16 protein-coding genes and 3 pseudogenes are annotated in these 12,815 nt (G+C 30.9%); 4 read left to right on the forward strand and 15 right to left on the reverse strand.

The window, feature by feature from the left end:
- Both DMC01_RS13250 and DMC01_RS13255 read right to left on the reverse strand, forming a co-directional pair.
- On the reverse strand, positions 1-474 hold a 474-nt coding region (locus tag DMC01_RS13250; RefSeq protein ID WP_185908704.1), incomplete at its 3' end, for a hypothetical protein.
- Between the two features lie 28 nt (positions 475-502).
- Entirely contained in the window at positions 503-1,243 is a 741-nt protein-coding gene (locus tag DMC01_RS13255) for a hypothetical protein (RefSeq protein ID WP_185908706.1), read from the reverse strand.
- 592 nt (positions 1,244-1,835) lie between these two features.
- On the opposite strand from DMC01_RS13255, the pseudogene DMC01_RS16475 reads away from it, so the two are divergent.
- Positions 1,836-2,165: pseudogene (locus DMC01_RS16475) on the forward strand (IS1595 family transposase); the annotation flags it as partial.
- 39 nt (positions 2,166-2,204) lie between these two features.
- Positions 2,205-2,443: pseudogene (locus DMC01_RS16480) on the forward strand (IS1595 family transposase); the annotation flags it as partial.
- Here the strand turns inward: DMC01_RS16480 and DMC01_RS04730 are convergent.
- From DMC01_RS04730 to DMC01_RS04760, 5 genes are all read right to left on the reverse strand, one after another.
- Positions 2,395-2,940 carry a hypothetical protein gene (locus DMC01_RS04730; protein WP_142693144.1) on the reverse strand — a complete coding sequence of 182 codons (546 nt, stop codon included), beginning with the start codon at positions 2,938-2,940 and terminating at the stop codon, positions 2,395-2,397. The pseudogene DMC01_RS16480 and the gene DMC01_RS04730 sit on opposite strands and share 49 nt — an antisense overlap.
- Before the next feature lie 8 nt (positions 2,941-2,948).
- Positions 2,949-5,054, reverse strand: a complete 2,106-nt coding sequence (locus DMC01_RS14890) for a Tle-like phospholipase domain-containing protein (protein WP_246059019.1) — start codon at positions 5,052-5,054, stop codon at positions 2,949-2,951.
- A gap of 14 nt (positions 5,055-5,068) precedes the next feature.
- The gene (locus DMC01_RS04745; RefSeq protein ID WP_142693145.1) at positions 5,069-5,578 is read right to left on the reverse strand and encodes a hypothetical protein; all 510 of its coding nucleotides are present in this window, start codon (positions 5,576-5,578) and stop codon (positions 5,069-5,071) included.
- A 420-nt stretch (positions 5,579-5,998) separates the two neighbouring features.
- Positions 5,999-6,163 carry a hypothetical protein gene (locus tag DMC01_RS13265; protein ID WP_185908708.1) on the reverse strand — a complete coding sequence of 55 codons (165 nt, stop codon included), beginning with the start codon at positions 6,161-6,163 and terminating at the stop codon, positions 5,999-6,001.
- 569 nt (positions 6,164-6,732) lie between these two features.
- Positions 6,733-7,188 (reverse strand): hypothetical protein, encoded by a 456-nt coding sequence (locus DMC01_RS04760; RefSeq protein ID WP_142693147.1) that lies wholly within the window; start codon positions 7,186-7,188, stop codon positions 6,733-6,735.
- A gap of 128 nt (positions 7,189-7,316) precedes the next feature.
- Here DMC01_RS04760 and DMC01_RS13270 point away from each other — a divergent pair, with 128 nt between their 5' ends.
- Positions 7,317-7,481, forward strand: a complete 165-nt coding sequence (locus DMC01_RS13270) for a hypothetical protein (protein ID WP_185908710.1) — start codon at positions 7,317-7,319, stop codon at positions 7,479-7,481.
- On the opposite strand, the gene DMC01_RS13275 is transcribed toward DMC01_RS13270, so the two are convergent.
- The 8 genes and pseudogenes from DMC01_RS13275 to fliW form a co-directional block, all read right to left on the reverse strand.
- Positions 7,462-7,632 (reverse strand): hypothetical protein, encoded by a 171-nt coding sequence (locus DMC01_RS13275; protein WP_185908712.1) that lies wholly within the window; start codon positions 7,630-7,632, stop codon positions 7,462-7,464. The two genes, DMC01_RS13270 and DMC01_RS13275, sit on opposite strands and share 20 nt — an antisense overlap.
- 605 nt (positions 7,633-8,237) lie before the next feature.
- Positions 8,238-8,372 (reverse strand): hypothetical protein, encoded by a 135-nt coding sequence (locus DMC01_RS15840; RefSeq protein ID WP_282432253.1) that lies wholly within the window; start codon positions 8,370-8,372, stop codon positions 8,238-8,240.
- Positions 8,373-8,422: 50 nt separating this feature from the next.
- Positions 8,423-9,213: pseudogene (locus DMC01_RS04780) on the reverse strand (IS1595 family transposase).
- 110 nt (positions 9,214-9,323) lie between these two features.
- A complete protein-coding gene (locus tag DMC01_RS04785; RefSeq protein WP_142693149.1) occupies positions 9,324-9,767 on the reverse strand; it encodes a hypothetical protein in 444 nt (147 codons plus the stop codon).
- Complete coding sequence (locus tag DMC01_RS04790; protein ID WP_185908714.1) at positions 9,764-10,507, reverse strand: type II secretion system protein; 744 nt, start codon at positions 10,505-10,507, stop codon at positions 9,764-9,766. Before DMC01_RS04790 ends, DMC01_RS04785 begins: the two co-directional genes overlap by 4 nt.
- The gene (locus DMC01_RS04795) at positions 10,464-10,775 is read right to left on the reverse strand and encodes a type II secretion system protein (protein ID WP_142693151.1); all 312 of its coding nucleotides are present in this window, start codon (positions 10,773-10,775) and stop codon (positions 10,464-10,466) included. The genes DMC01_RS04790 and DMC01_RS04795 overlap by 44 nt, the downstream gene beginning before the upstream one ends.
- Positions 10,772-11,512, reverse strand: coding sequence for a pyrroline-5-carboxylate reductase (locus DMC01_RS04800; protein WP_142693152.1), 741 nt, complete (start codon positions 11,510-11,512; stop codon positions 10,772-10,774). The genes DMC01_RS04795 and DMC01_RS04800 overlap by 4 nt, the downstream gene beginning before the upstream one ends.
- A complete protein-coding gene (gene fliW, locus DMC01_RS04805; protein ID WP_142693182.1) occupies positions 11,509-11,919 on the reverse strand; it encodes a flagellar assembly protein FliW in 411 nt (136 codons plus the stop codon). Before fliW ends, DMC01_RS04800 begins: the two co-directional genes overlap by 4 nt.
- Positions 11,920-12,052: 133 nt before the next feature.
- Here fliW and bamD point away from each other — a divergent pair, with 133 nt between their 5' ends.
- Entirely contained in the window at positions 12,053-12,688 is a 636-nt protein-coding gene (gene bamD / locus DMC01_RS04810; RefSeq protein ID WP_142693153.1) for an outer membrane protein assembly factor BamD, read from the forward strand.
- Positions 12,689-12,815 lie beyond the last annotated feature (127 nt).

Consider the following 12,815-nt stretch of genomic DNA (forward strand, 5'->3'; position numbering starts at 1 on the left):
GTAGCTACTACTCCAATATTTATCACTTTGTATTCTTGCTAATACATTTTGATAAAATTCATTTCTAGCTATTTGATATTCACTTGACACATTTCCGTAATTATATTTATGATAAAGCCTTTGTGAAAGTGTTTTATCCTTAGAGATAAAAATAAAAGGTGCAAATGTGCAAACTGAAAAATTATAAGCAGGATTGCTTAGGTCAAATGCTTTTTGAGTGTAGGCTTGATAACCGTGCTCTTTGTCTAATACTTTCTTATTTTGTGCTACTTCGTCCCAATAAACAAAAATAAAATTGCCTTTTATATTTTTAATATCAACATTTTTTAGCATTGATTGCAAAATTTTATCAAGTTGTAAATATACAAGCGAAATACTCTCTATAAGTATTACAGACCTTTTACTGTTTGGTATTCTATTTGATTGCACTTTGTTTTCAACGACAACGCAATAGCTTTGCATAAAACGATTCATACCATCTAACAGCTTCCTAGCCCATAGCCTAACCTTTTATGGATTCTAGATTCTCATCGATTGCTTGAAATTTGAGGAAGGTGGAGTGAATTTTTTGAATATGACTAAAAATATCCATCAAACTACCGGGAATTGTATAATATTCATCAATCAATTCTATGCCTATATTTGAAAGTTTTTGTATGACCCAATTAATGCAGTTGTTGTTTGTTATGTGATACCGTAAATCATAATGCACATATTTTTTTGTATTGGGCTTTACTTCCCTTGTAGCCTCAAAATCTTTTTTGATATTTCCCAAAAGAGTATTATATTGTTCTTTAGAAATTTCTAATACACAACGATTGGTTTTTGAAAAAGTATTTGTTGAGCGTAATTTTTTCACATTATATGTGTTTGTTTCTACATTATTATCAACTACATAGTGATTATTTTTAAATACTTTCCCAGCTGTATCAGTTATGTTTATAGTCCCTGTCCCAAATCCCCAAAATCCATCGTTATATTCATTTATTTCTTTTGCGTGATACCATTTTTTATCAATATCTATCCAATCTGCATTTTTAAGCTTTTCATCATTTGTTTTTTTGTCCATTTCATCTAATTCATCAGGGCTTTTACCTTTGGTAAGTCCCAAAAATGCGTGAGTTAAGTCGAGTTGCTTTTGAAATTCTTTGAATTTTAGTTTAGTAATAAGTTTGAAATCTGCATTTTTATATAGTTCTTGTTCCAATAATTTATCTATGTAAATAGTTACATAATATTTCATCTTTCACTCCTTAATTTTACCTAGCTAAGCTATACATTAGCGATATTAACCCATAGGCAACACCATAGACAATCGCACTTAACAACACATAAATGATAAGTTGTTTGTAAAAAATACAGACAAAAGATAAGGTGCATAAACATACTACAACAATATATAATTTATGTTCCAATATAAGGCAAAAAGCTATCGCAAACGCTACAATGATAGGTATTGCATTTCTAATATAAAATAAATTAAAGATGAAAATTAGCAATAAATTAAACCATATAAATTCGTAAAGATTTTCATATAAAGTTATAAAAAAAGCATTATAAAAATTGCCAATGATTATATTATAAATACAACTTATCACAAAAAATATTATTATAGGCACAACAACACTACACACAAACCACGCAATTTGTCCGCTTGTAATAGAATCTAGTCCTTTCAATTCTAGTTTTGATTTGATTTGTGTATAAATGGGAATTTTCAAAAATATGTCCTTTTATTTTCATTGCTTTCGCGAGTCTTAAGAATTATACTCAAACAAACTTTAAAATATCAAAGGCTCAAGACACTTTAATCTGATACAAGATCATTTTAAAGTATGGAGAACAAAATGAAAAATAAATATATGATTCATTCCAGAATTGTCTCAAAAGAAATTTAAGGAATTTTAAAGTATTTCTGCCTTGATTTAGAGGCGAAAAAACGCTCAAATTTGCCAAATTTCACAACAAAGTTTGTGTAAAATTTTCAAAGAAATTCGCATTTTAATTGCAAAAGAATGCGAAAAAATCTCTAAAATGAGTGGCGAGATTGAAGTTGATGAGAGTTATTTTTTACTTCGCCTTACGGCTCGTAACTGCTAGCAGAATGGGCAAAAAGGGTGCGTGGCAAGCATGGGCGTGGAGCTGGCAAGAAAACGCCTGTGTTTTTACTTCGTGCTATGCGTCTTGTAATTTTGCAAGAAGTAGCAAAGGCACATTATAGGGTAATGCAAATGAGCTGGCAAAGGGACGAAATCATATCAATGAGATAGATAATTTCTGGGGCTTTGCGAAGTTGACACTTGTCAAATTTCATGGCTAAAAAGAAAATTTTGTTCTTCACTTAAAAGAAATAGAATTTAGATATAATACGAAAAATTTAGGACAAAATCTTTATCAAATTTTATTAAAATTGATAAGAGAAAATCCTATTGGAGTATCTTGAGCCATAGTGTAAAATAGAATATGTATAGCATTATCAGATTCATCATATTCTAAATAATAAATAGGCTTTGTTTGATCTAAATCGTTGTTTGAATCTTTTGAAGTTCTTGTGCTTGAATTTAAATCATTTACAATTGGATTCTTGTTCAAATTTCTTGCATTTGAATTATTGTTTGAATTTAAATCACTTGAATTTAAAACATTAAAATTTGAATTCTCATTTAAATTCAAACTCCCAAAGAAACATTCATTATGTGGCAGTGTAGATTCTGTGCCACCTGTGAGTAAAATTGAATCTAAAAATACATAGATCTTATAACCTTGTAAATCCTCTTTTGTAATGTTTTTAAGATTATTAGATTCATCATTTATTGTATTATTTTTTATGGATTCATAGATTTGATTATGGATTGTGCGGCAATCTATGGTTGCGTTATTATTGCAAAATAGATAAACACTATTTTTGCTTACACTAATTGAAATGATAAAATTTTCCATTATAGTGCCTATGAAGCGATAAAAATTTTAGTTTTACCACCAAAATATAAGCCCTGTATGATTTTACATTTTCCGCCCAAACATTGCTCTTCCCATATTTGATTGAGGCTTGAATATGTGCTTGAATTGTAGCCGTAAATTTGTGAAATATTATCAGCATTTTCAAGGCATTTGCCATTTTTATCTACTGCTACAAATATTCTAAAATTATCTATGGCTACTTTATAGGCTATATTTTCCTTGTCGTTAATAAATGTGCAATCCTTTCTTAATTTGTTAATATCGTCTTTATTTAGAATTAAAATATATTTTTGTTTTTCTTGCATTTTTAATATAAAGTCTATGATTTGCTCATTTTGTATGCTTGTTTGCAAATAGTTTTCATTGTAATTGTTAAGCTCTCGCTTTCTTTCACTCATCATCACTGCTATTTTTGATAAAAATAATGCCAAAAAGTTAATCTCTTGTGGCCTTTGTTTTATAAGTGTCAATGGTCCATTTTTTCTAGTAAAATTTTGCGTGTTCATTTTATTTGTTTTGGTAACAAAAGCACTAAGATAAGTTTGAATATTTGACATAAAAGCATTTAGATTATTAATAGTATCTTGCGAGGTATTATTTTGTGCGATTTTATTGTAGTTGCCTTTAAGTTCTAAAAGATAAGAGTAAAAATAAAGGGTTTGAGTAAGTGGGATAATGGAATGTGTATCGGATTCCACTTGTATTTCACATCTTGTGCCTAAAGTTTTTATGCCTATATCTCCTATTGTATCAAAATTATCTTTTGAATCTTTAGATATACTATGATATATTTGATTGCTTGATAGCGTATTTGGCAAGTATATATTTTGGTTTCGTAATGCTTTTAGTTGATTTAATAGATTATTATATGGTGTATTTAAATCATAGCCTAGTATAACAAATTTAGATTCAGATATTTTTATTTGTGTGGTTTGGTTGATAAAGGCATAAGCATAGTATATATAAAATGTATTTTGCTGATATTTTTCTATATTGTATGCGATTGTATCATACAGCTTTTTAGCTTCTTGCTTCATACTATTCATATCAAATGTTTGATATATGCCATATCTAACATTATGTAAAGTAACTGCTTCCAAACTCATTTGTAAAAAATATGGAATAGTGTGGCACAGCTGGTTATATACATCATCATTGCCCTTAATATTGAGTAGTCCCCTACTATTAGTTTTATAGCTTTCTAAACGACTAAATAATTTTCTATTCATTTCTAACATTCCACAGTATAAACCCGAATCTTTATTGTTAGATAATATTTTATATGGCGTTAAATCTGCTGTCTTAAATTGAAGTATGCTTGTAATTATATCCATTATAGAGGGATTATATAATTCCAATAATACAAAGCCAATATAAATATTTTGAGCAATCTTTGTAGTTGTATCGTTAAAAATTCCCGGTGCATTATAAGTATAAACACCACTTATTAAATCGTAATAAGTTAAAGAGCACATTTGCGCCAAATATCCGCCTAGAGAATGCCCTGTAACAATAAATTTTTGATTAGACTTTTTTAGTATGGGTTTAACTTTTGATTCTACAAAATCTATCATATCAAAATATTGTCGTGGTATTTGATTTGTAGCTAATAGAATATCTGTCTGTAAATCATCAATCATTTGTTTAAGTTTCTTTAATGAAATTTCTGTGTCACGAAATGATATTATAAATTCTTTTGTAGATTTATCTTGAAATAATGTTGCAGAGAATCCTGAATCTGTATTTGGACAATGTTCTATCAAATCATATTTTTCAAAAAATTGTTTGGCTTGAGTGGGAGTGAAGTCGCCACCAAGAAATTTATCATTATACCACGAATCTTTTGATTTGTCATTTTCATCTTTATAGTATTTGTATTCTATGTTTAGGATGTCAACTGGAGTGGGACGAAAATTTTTATCTAAATCTTTGCCAAGTTCTTTTTTCTTAATGTTTGTAAAGACATCAAATTTCTTTTTGTCTTTGTCTGAATCAATCTTAAACTCGGGATTAACATAATGAAAGTATCCATAACTTGCCCACGCAAGTTCCGCGCAATCTTTAAGTTTTTGTATTTGTTTTCTGTTACCCATTTTAACTCCTAATTTTATTCATAGTTGCATACTTTAACACCATTCTTGTAATGGCAATAAAATTCAAAACAATGCATCCTATCTCCGCTAAAATAAAATCCGCTTCCCTCATTGCCTTCTAATGCTGGTCTTAAATTTCGCCATTGAGCCAAGAAGCTAGTGTTTTTAATATTGTCTTTTGTTGTTTTTTCATCATTAAACCATATAGTGAAGCTAAAATTGATTCTATCGCCAAGCCATTTTTCAAACCAATATGAGTAGTATTCTTTATCATCGCTTACAATCAATGTGCTTACATTAGACATATTATCCAAGCTTGTATTAAAATATGCCAACACTCTATTGTAATATTCCTCATCTAATTTGCCACCTTTGGCTTGATATATTTCAGGGTCTAATTCACATAACTTCTTAAATTCCCAATAGCTAGGCTCAAAGCTATATGGCATAAACCATCGCCAAAATCCACTAATGATAAGGACAAGCAAAATAATAAATAATGATATTATAAGTGCTTTTTTCATCTACACTTTCCTAGATTTAAGGCTGTATTATACTAATAACAAACTTAAACATACGCTTTTATATTATCCACCAAATCAAAATATCCATAAGAAGCCCAAGCCAACTCTGCATAAGCTCTTAAATCATCAATTTTTTGTTTCATTGCATTTCCTTTGTCCTTATATAATTCTTGTTAAAGCTAAAATAAGAATAAATGGATAATACGAAAAAAATATTAAAAAATTACTTAAATATTTCTTATTCCTTTTCATTGCAAAAAGCCATAAATTAACTATCATTGGCGGAAATATTATCCAACCTAACATAATAAAAAATTCCTCAACCCTATTTGGATTATGCCCTATGATAGGGGATATAAACCAACCTATAATACAAAATATCACCCAACAAAGATAAAGCATGTTTAGTGTTTTCATTCTTTATAGCTTATATGATAAGTTTTCATCTTTAATTTTATCTCCCTTAGAATCTAGCTCATAAATTTTTCTAGGATTGCCCTTAAAATCTTCAAGCAAGTCAAAGTAAAAATAACTCGCCCACGAAAGTTCTGAGTAGTCTTTTACATTATTAAGTTGAGTTTGCATTAATTTACTCCTTGCAAGAGCTAAGATTTTTATATAATAAAGTATTTAAAAGCCATATAGCAACTGAATTATTTTGTGGTAAATATATACTATAACATCTTTATCAAACAGTATTCGTATCCATTCTATTTCATAATATACATTAAAAATATGTAAAAATATGTAAAAATACGCCATGATATGTAATAATATGCAAATACATAGTCTTAAATTTAGTTTAAATTTATATAAAATTATAGCTATGCAAATAATCTTATATGAAGTAACTATTATAAAAAATTCTAAAAACCTATCACTTGAATATATAAAACTAAAATAATGAGCAAGAACTACAAAGAATAAACAGTAACAAAAAAGAGCAACAAAGATATTTTTAGTTCTTGTTTTTGCATAAATTAAATAATAAAAATAAGGCAATAGAGGAAAAAGACATAATGCAAAATACAAAAACAACATTTCTATAAGAATTTCACCGCTTGTTCTATATCCCCAATGCCCCATAAAAATACCCAAAAGACAAGCAAGTCCCCAAAACACCATCCAGCAAATATAAAGTATCTTTAATAATTTCATTGTGTCCCTCTAAATCCAAGCACAAATCTATCTTTTTGAGTGTCATAAAATAAAGTAGCACTAAAACCTGATACAGTATTTGCTTGATGAAAGTAAATTTTGTATCTTTTGATAAATTCCTTTGCTTGCAATTCCCCAAATTCGCCATTGAGTGTATCAAAGTTAAATTTTTCATCAAGCGAATTCAATAACTTAGATTGCCAAGTATCATCTTGCTTTAAATTTATTAAAACCTCTTGTCCACTATATTTGCTACTTACTATGTGTTCTAAGTTAAGTATTAGTTCCTTATATCCTCTTGAATAACTTTCATCTTTGATTTTATTGCCCTTAGAATCTAACTCATAGATTTTTCTAGAATTGCCCTTAGAATCTTTGAGTAAATCAAAGTAGAAATAACTTGCCTGTGCTAACTCTGCATAGTCTTTTAAGTTGTTGATTGTTTGTTGCATATTAAGCTCCCACAAAACTCATTCTAGTAATAATTGCAAAGAGAATATATCCTAACGGATAATATAAAAACAATACACAAAACATCATTAAATATTTCTTATTCCTTTTCGTTGCAAAAAGCCATAAATTGACTATCATTGGCGGAAATATTATCCAGCCCAACATAATAAAAAATTCCTCAACCCTATTTGGATTATGCCCTATGATAGGGGATATAAACCAACCTATAATACAAAATATCACCCAGCAAAGATATAGCATGTTTAGTGTTTTCATTTTATGCATCCCCTAGGATAATTTTCACCTTTTATCTTTTCCCCATCAAAATCTAATACATAAATTTTTCTAGGATTACCCTTAAAATCTTTAAGTAAATCAAAGTAAAAATAACTCGCCCACGCAAGTTCTAAGTAGTCTTGTAAATCATTAAGCTCTCTTTTCATCATATGTTCCTTTTTCCATATAAATAATGCTAAATGTTACAATATGAACAATAATAGCCACAATAAGATAAATAATATCTTCGGTCTTGTTTAATACCATAACTACAAAACATAATAAGTAGCAACAAATAATAATGAACAATAATAAATAACAAAAAAGAGCAACAAATATATTTTGAGTTCTTGTTTTTGCATAAATTAAATAATAAAAATAAGGCAATAGAGGAAAAAGGCATAATAAAAAATACAAAAATAACATTTCTATAAGAATTTCATCGCTTGTTCTATATCCACAATGTCCCATAAAAAGACCCAAAAGACAAGCAAATCCCCAAAACACTATCCAGCAAATATAAAACATATTTAATAATTTCATTGTGTCCCTCTTACCGCAAATATAAATGCTTTTGTGAATTTATTTTGAAATAAAGTGGCAGAAAAGCCTAATTCGGTGTTTAGGTTATTGAATAAGTAAGTCATATTTTTCAAAGAAGTATTTCGCTTGAGTGGGAGTGAAATCTCCTTTTAGTTTTTAAGGTTTATAAATGTGATATATTCTGTGGTTACATAGCCATTATAATACATATTCAATATGTCAGTTAATGTTATTTGTTTTTCACTTTTATCACCATAGCATTATCGCTGTTAAATCGTTTGCCTAACAAATGAAAATATCCATAAGCCACTTGTGCCAACTCTGCATTTTCTGCAATTTTTTGTATTTGGTTAATATTATTCATTATTTACCCTTTTATCGCAAAAGATTCTTTGATTATCTTTAAAATAAGGCTCAACTAAACTTAAGCACTTTATTTCTTATCATTTTTAGCAAGATTTTATACAAAGCTTGATCTTGAATTTTCGTCTTAATTGCGTTTTTTTAAAGCAAAACAAGAAATTTTCTTTTTTAAAGCCTTTAAATTTAGCAAGTCTATGTTTAGCAAAGCCCTAAAAATTCACAATTTTGTTGATATGATTTCGTCCGTTTTCAAACTCATTTTTTGAGTGTTTTACTCTATAATGCTCTTTAGCACCTTCTACTACGCAGTTGCAAGTAAAAACGAAACAAAAAATCTACAAGTCCATCATAAGCTTTCCAACAATCACTATAAATGATAGATTCTTGCAAATTGCTCAAATCTCACAATTAAGCAAAAGCTAGCTAGCAAAACAGTTTTTTATGATTTGGGTATAAACGCTAGCCTAGCATTTAAGATCCATTTTTACAAAGATCTAAGACACATAGCAAGAAGTAAAAACATAGAAGTTTTTATGTTGTTTACTCTCCTTCTTTTGCCACACACTCTTTTAGCAGTAAAATAACTCTCAACAATTTCTATTTCACCTTGAATTTTAGAGATTTTTTCACATTCTATTGCAATTAATACTCTAATGTTTTTGATTATTTTATTGATACTTTGGCGAGATATTTTGCTAAATTTTGCAATTTTAGAGGCTTTAATATCAAGGCTTCCCCAAAAATTGCAAGTGCAAGGATGCAAAAAAATACTTCAAAATCTCTTTAAATTCAGCCTCTAAAATTCTAAAACAATCAATACACTTGTTTTTCACCTTATAAATTACAACTTGAAGCTACTTTGTTAGAGTTTAAGTTTAAGAGAGCCTAAAACATTTTAAGATACTTAGCCTAAAATAAACAAAAAACAATGCTTGTTGATAAAAATGCCAAGTTAAAAATCCTCATTTGGATAAAGCACTTCTTTGCGATTTACAAAAATTTCCTCATTTACCCTACTTTTGCCATTTAAAAGCACTGAGATATTTACTATGATAAGATTATCTTTGCTTAAATTTGCGTCCTTATTTGTGCTGATAAATTGAAAGTTTTTGCATTCTTGCAGGGGGTAAAAATAATCAATGCGAATTAAATCATTTGCTCTTGGGTAGTTAAATTCGGCATAATCAAGGCATTCTTTGTTTTGTTTTTTTGCCTGAATTAAAAAATACTTCGCCAAATTTAGGCCATTTTGTGCAAGGATTTGAGCCTGAGTATAAAGACTTAAATCCCTTATGTGGCGGGGCGTGTAGCTTGAAATTTGAAGGTTTAGCACCACAAAAAAGCTAATGAAAACGAGCAAAAGTAGGCTCATTAACAAGATAAAACCCCTTTTCATCGCCAAACCCACTTTTGAATGCAGTTTTCTTTGCTTAAACAAAGCTTAACTGTGAATTCACCGGCACTTGCACTGATTTTAAGGCTATGAAGCCCATCAAGCAAAACGCCACTGTGCGAAATGCCAGTAAGATAGGGTGTGTGGTGATAAATTAGCTCGCCGTTTTCTAAATTTAGGCTAACTTTGGCTTCAATGAGTGCGTAAAAGCCTGTGAATTCGCCGTTTAAAAACTCAAGTTTTTCTCTGTCTAAAACCCTTGCCTTATGAATTTTTTTGTCTTTTAAATCATAGAGAAATAAAAATTCATTGTTTTTCACCCCTTGCAAGTCGTTGTAATTTGCCAAAACGCCAAAATTCAAGCCTTCCTTTGTGTTGTAGATAAAATTGCTTTTTGGAGCATAAATGTTTGAGTTTTCATCCTTAAGCAAAACGCCGCTATGCCCTATGAAAGCGGTGTTTAAGCGGTGCAAAATTAAATTATCGCTATCCTTTAAAATGCACTCAAAGCCTGAATTTAAGGGGGAAAATTCAAGGCAGCGTTGTAAAATCTTTTCTATGATTATAAGTGTAGAGTTTGCATTTATAAGGGCTTGGCTGTTTTGTTTGCCGTAAAATGCCCCTAAATTCAGCAAGGGCGTGGCAAAAAGCACGAAGCAAAGTCCTAGCATTGTCATAACCACAAGCATTTCAAAGAGGCTAAAGGCTTTTTTCATCTTTAAAATAGCCCTTGTAGCTTTCATCGATGGGCTTTAAGCCCTTGAATTTAAGCCTTGAAGCCTCATCATAATGTTGCAGAAATGGTAAAAGTCCCAAATTTTCAACCAAAATTTCAATTTTTTGCGTGGGTGCCTTTTTCAAAGCCCCTTGTTCGCTGTAAATGGTTTGCGTTTGAAAGATATAAGAGTGATTTTTCGCCACCCTTGCCGTGCTTTCGTAAAAAAAGGCAAAGATTAAGCCCAAAATCACAAGGGCAAAAAGGGTTTCTATGAGAGAAAAAGCCTGTTTCACCGCGTAGCACTTGTGCTTATGGCTTGGTAAAAGGCACTGCGAACGGCATTGTCCTCTAAAATTTTAACGCCCTTTATGGTTACGCCGCCCGGAGAGCAGATCTTTTCTTTGATGATGGCTGGATGTTCGTGTTCTAAGAGCTTAGTAAAGCTCTCAAATAGGCTTTGTGTGAGGCTTAGGCTTAATTCCCTCTTTAAGCCCTCATAAACGCCCCCGTTTGCTATGCTCTCAGCCACTACCGCCAAAAACGCCGGCGCACAGCCACTTATAGCCATAGCAGCACTCATAAGCCTTGCATTTTCAAGCTCGAAAGCCTTACCAAAGGCTTGTAAGATTGCTAAAATCTCATCTTTGTAATTTTCATTCTCGCAAACAAAAGGCGTAGTCGAAGCCTTGTAAAAAGCAGCGGTGTTAGGCATTGCTAGGACGAAGTTTTGTGCCTTAAAAGCAGCTTGCAAGTCTTTAAAATCCTTATTTGCCAAAACGCTTATTATTACTCTTGCCTTGCCTGTAAGCCTTTGAGCTACTTCATCAAGGGCGTAAGGCTTAAAGGCTAGGATTATATCTTTGTTTTCGGCCTTAAATTCATCATAAAGCAGGGTTTGAAAGCCTTTTTGTTTGAATTCAGCTAATTTTTTAGCGTTTCTGCCTACGATGAAAACTTCGTAATTGTCTTTCAAGCCACAGCCCAAAGCCCCTGCCATAGTACCTGAACCAAGTATGTAAAGGGGTTTCATTCTTTTGTCTTTTTTTCTGGCTTTCTCATATAATTAGAAATTTTATCCATTTGCAAAAAATCAGGATAGGCATTAGGATCCAAGATCACCTGAGCAAGGCTCTTATTGTCCCAATTTATAACAATGGGAGCTAGGAAATTCAAGGTAGAATCATTAATATCCTTATGAATAGCCATAATGATAAAGGCTTGTCTGCTTGAATCTTTGTTTAAGCTTAAAAGCTCTCTATAATAATCAGGTATATCAAAGTCATACCCAGGTCTAATCAACTGAGGATCTATAAGAACAAAGGTAAAGTCTTTACCGTCCAAGCTTTTAAGCTTTATAAAGATCTCATCAACGCGGATGAACTCCATACTCTTAGTATCCTCAAAGCCCAAGATAGGACATTTGACAGTTAAAACAATTTGCTCTTCACTCATTTTTTCTCCTTCTTTCTATTGCTTTGCAGAAAATAAGCAAAAATAATTCCAAATTTTTAGCCCATTTAAGAACTTGTCTTATAATTATAATAAAAAATCTTTAAAATAGGCAAAACAAATGATTAAAACAAGCCTTCTTTTTATCTTAGTCTTATTTTTTGCTGCTTGTTCTAGCAAGGACGGCGAGCTTTATAATCTTAGTGCAAAACAGTGGCACAAGCAAATCATTAAGGATTTACAGTCTAGGGACTTAGAAAAAGCAGATGAGCATTATATCTCTATGGCAAGTGAGCATGTGGCTGATCCCTTGCTTGAGCCTATACAGCTTATCTTAGCACAAGCTCACATAGAGGAGGAGGAGTATAAGCTTGCGGATTTTTATTTAGAGGAAAATGCAAAGAAATTTGGCAATTCAAAAAACATAGACTTCATTCGCTACCTACAAATCAAGGCTAAATTCAAGGCTTTCAAGCAGCCAAATAGAGATCAAGGCCTCTTGCTTGAGGGCAAGGAGCAAATTGATGAGTTTTCTCTTAATTATCCTAGTGCAAGATATGATCCCCTTGTTAAGACTATGTTAGCTAGGTTTAATCTAGCCATTTATGCCCTTGATCAAAACATAGCCTCTTTGTATAAAAGAACAGGCAGGAAAGAAAGCTATGAGGTATATAAACAAAGGCTTGAAGAATCAGACTTTGTAGGAGTGCCTATGAAGAAAGCAAGGGTGCCTTGGTATAGATGGCCCTTTGAGTAGAGGCTTGAATTTTTAAAATGCTAATTTTATAATTTAAATTTTTAGCCAAAAAATTTGCCTTGTGGCTTGTTAAAAAAAGTTTTTTTGTTTTGAGAAATTTCTTTTTTTAAAGAAACTGAACCTTGAC

The organism is Campylobacter troglodytis (assembly GCF_006864425.1).
GTDB lineage: Bacteria > Campylobacterota > Campylobacteria > Campylobacterales > Campylobacteraceae > Campylobacter_D > Campylobacter_D troglodytis.

Coding starts and splice junctions, on each gene's coding strand:
- DMC01_RS13255 (WP_185908706.1), bottom strand. CDS start 1,243: ATGAAATATTATGTAACTATTTACATAGATAAATTATTGGAACAAGAA.
- DMC01_RS04730 (WP_142693144.1), bottom strand. CDS start 2,940: ATGGAAAATTTTATCATTTCAATTAGTGTAAGCAAAAATAGTGTTTAT.
- DMC01_RS14890 (WP_246059019.1), bottom strand. CDS start 5,054: ATGGGTAACAGAAAACAAATACAAAAACTTAAAGATTGCGCGGAACTT.
- DMC01_RS04745 (WP_142693145.1), bottom strand. CDS start 5,578: ATGAAAAAAGCACTTATAATATCATTATTTATTATTTTGCTTGTCCTT.
- DMC01_RS13265 (WP_185908708.1), bottom strand. CDS start 6,163: ATGCAAACTCAACTTAATAATGTAAAAGACTACTCAGAACTTTCGTGG.
- DMC01_RS04760 (WP_142693147.1), bottom strand. CDS start 7,188: ATGCAACAAACAATCAACAACTTAAAAGACTATGCAGAGTTAGCACAG.
- DMC01_RS13275 (WP_185908712.1), bottom strand. CDS start 7,632: ATGAAAAGAGAGCTTAATGATTTACAAGACTACTTAGAACTTGCGTGG.
- DMC01_RS15840 (WP_282432253.1), bottom strand. CDS start 8,372: ATGAATAATATTAACCAAATACAAAAAATTGCAGAAAATGCAGAGTTG.
- DMC01_RS04785 (WP_142693149.1), bottom strand. CDS start 9,767: ATGAAAAGGGGTTTTATCTTGTTAATGAGCCTACTTTTGCTCGTTTTC.
- DMC01_RS04790 (WP_185908714.1), bottom strand. CDS start 10,507: ATGAAAGCTACAAGGGCTATTTTAAAGATGAAAAAAGCCTTTAGCCTC.
- DMC01_RS04800 (WP_142693152.1), bottom strand. CDS start 11,512: ATGAAACCCCTTTACATACTTGGTTCAGGTACTATGGCAGGGGCTTTG.
- bamD (WP_142693153.1), top strand. CDS start 12,053: ATGATTAAAACAAGCCTTCTTTTTATCTTAGTCTTATTTTTTGCTGCT.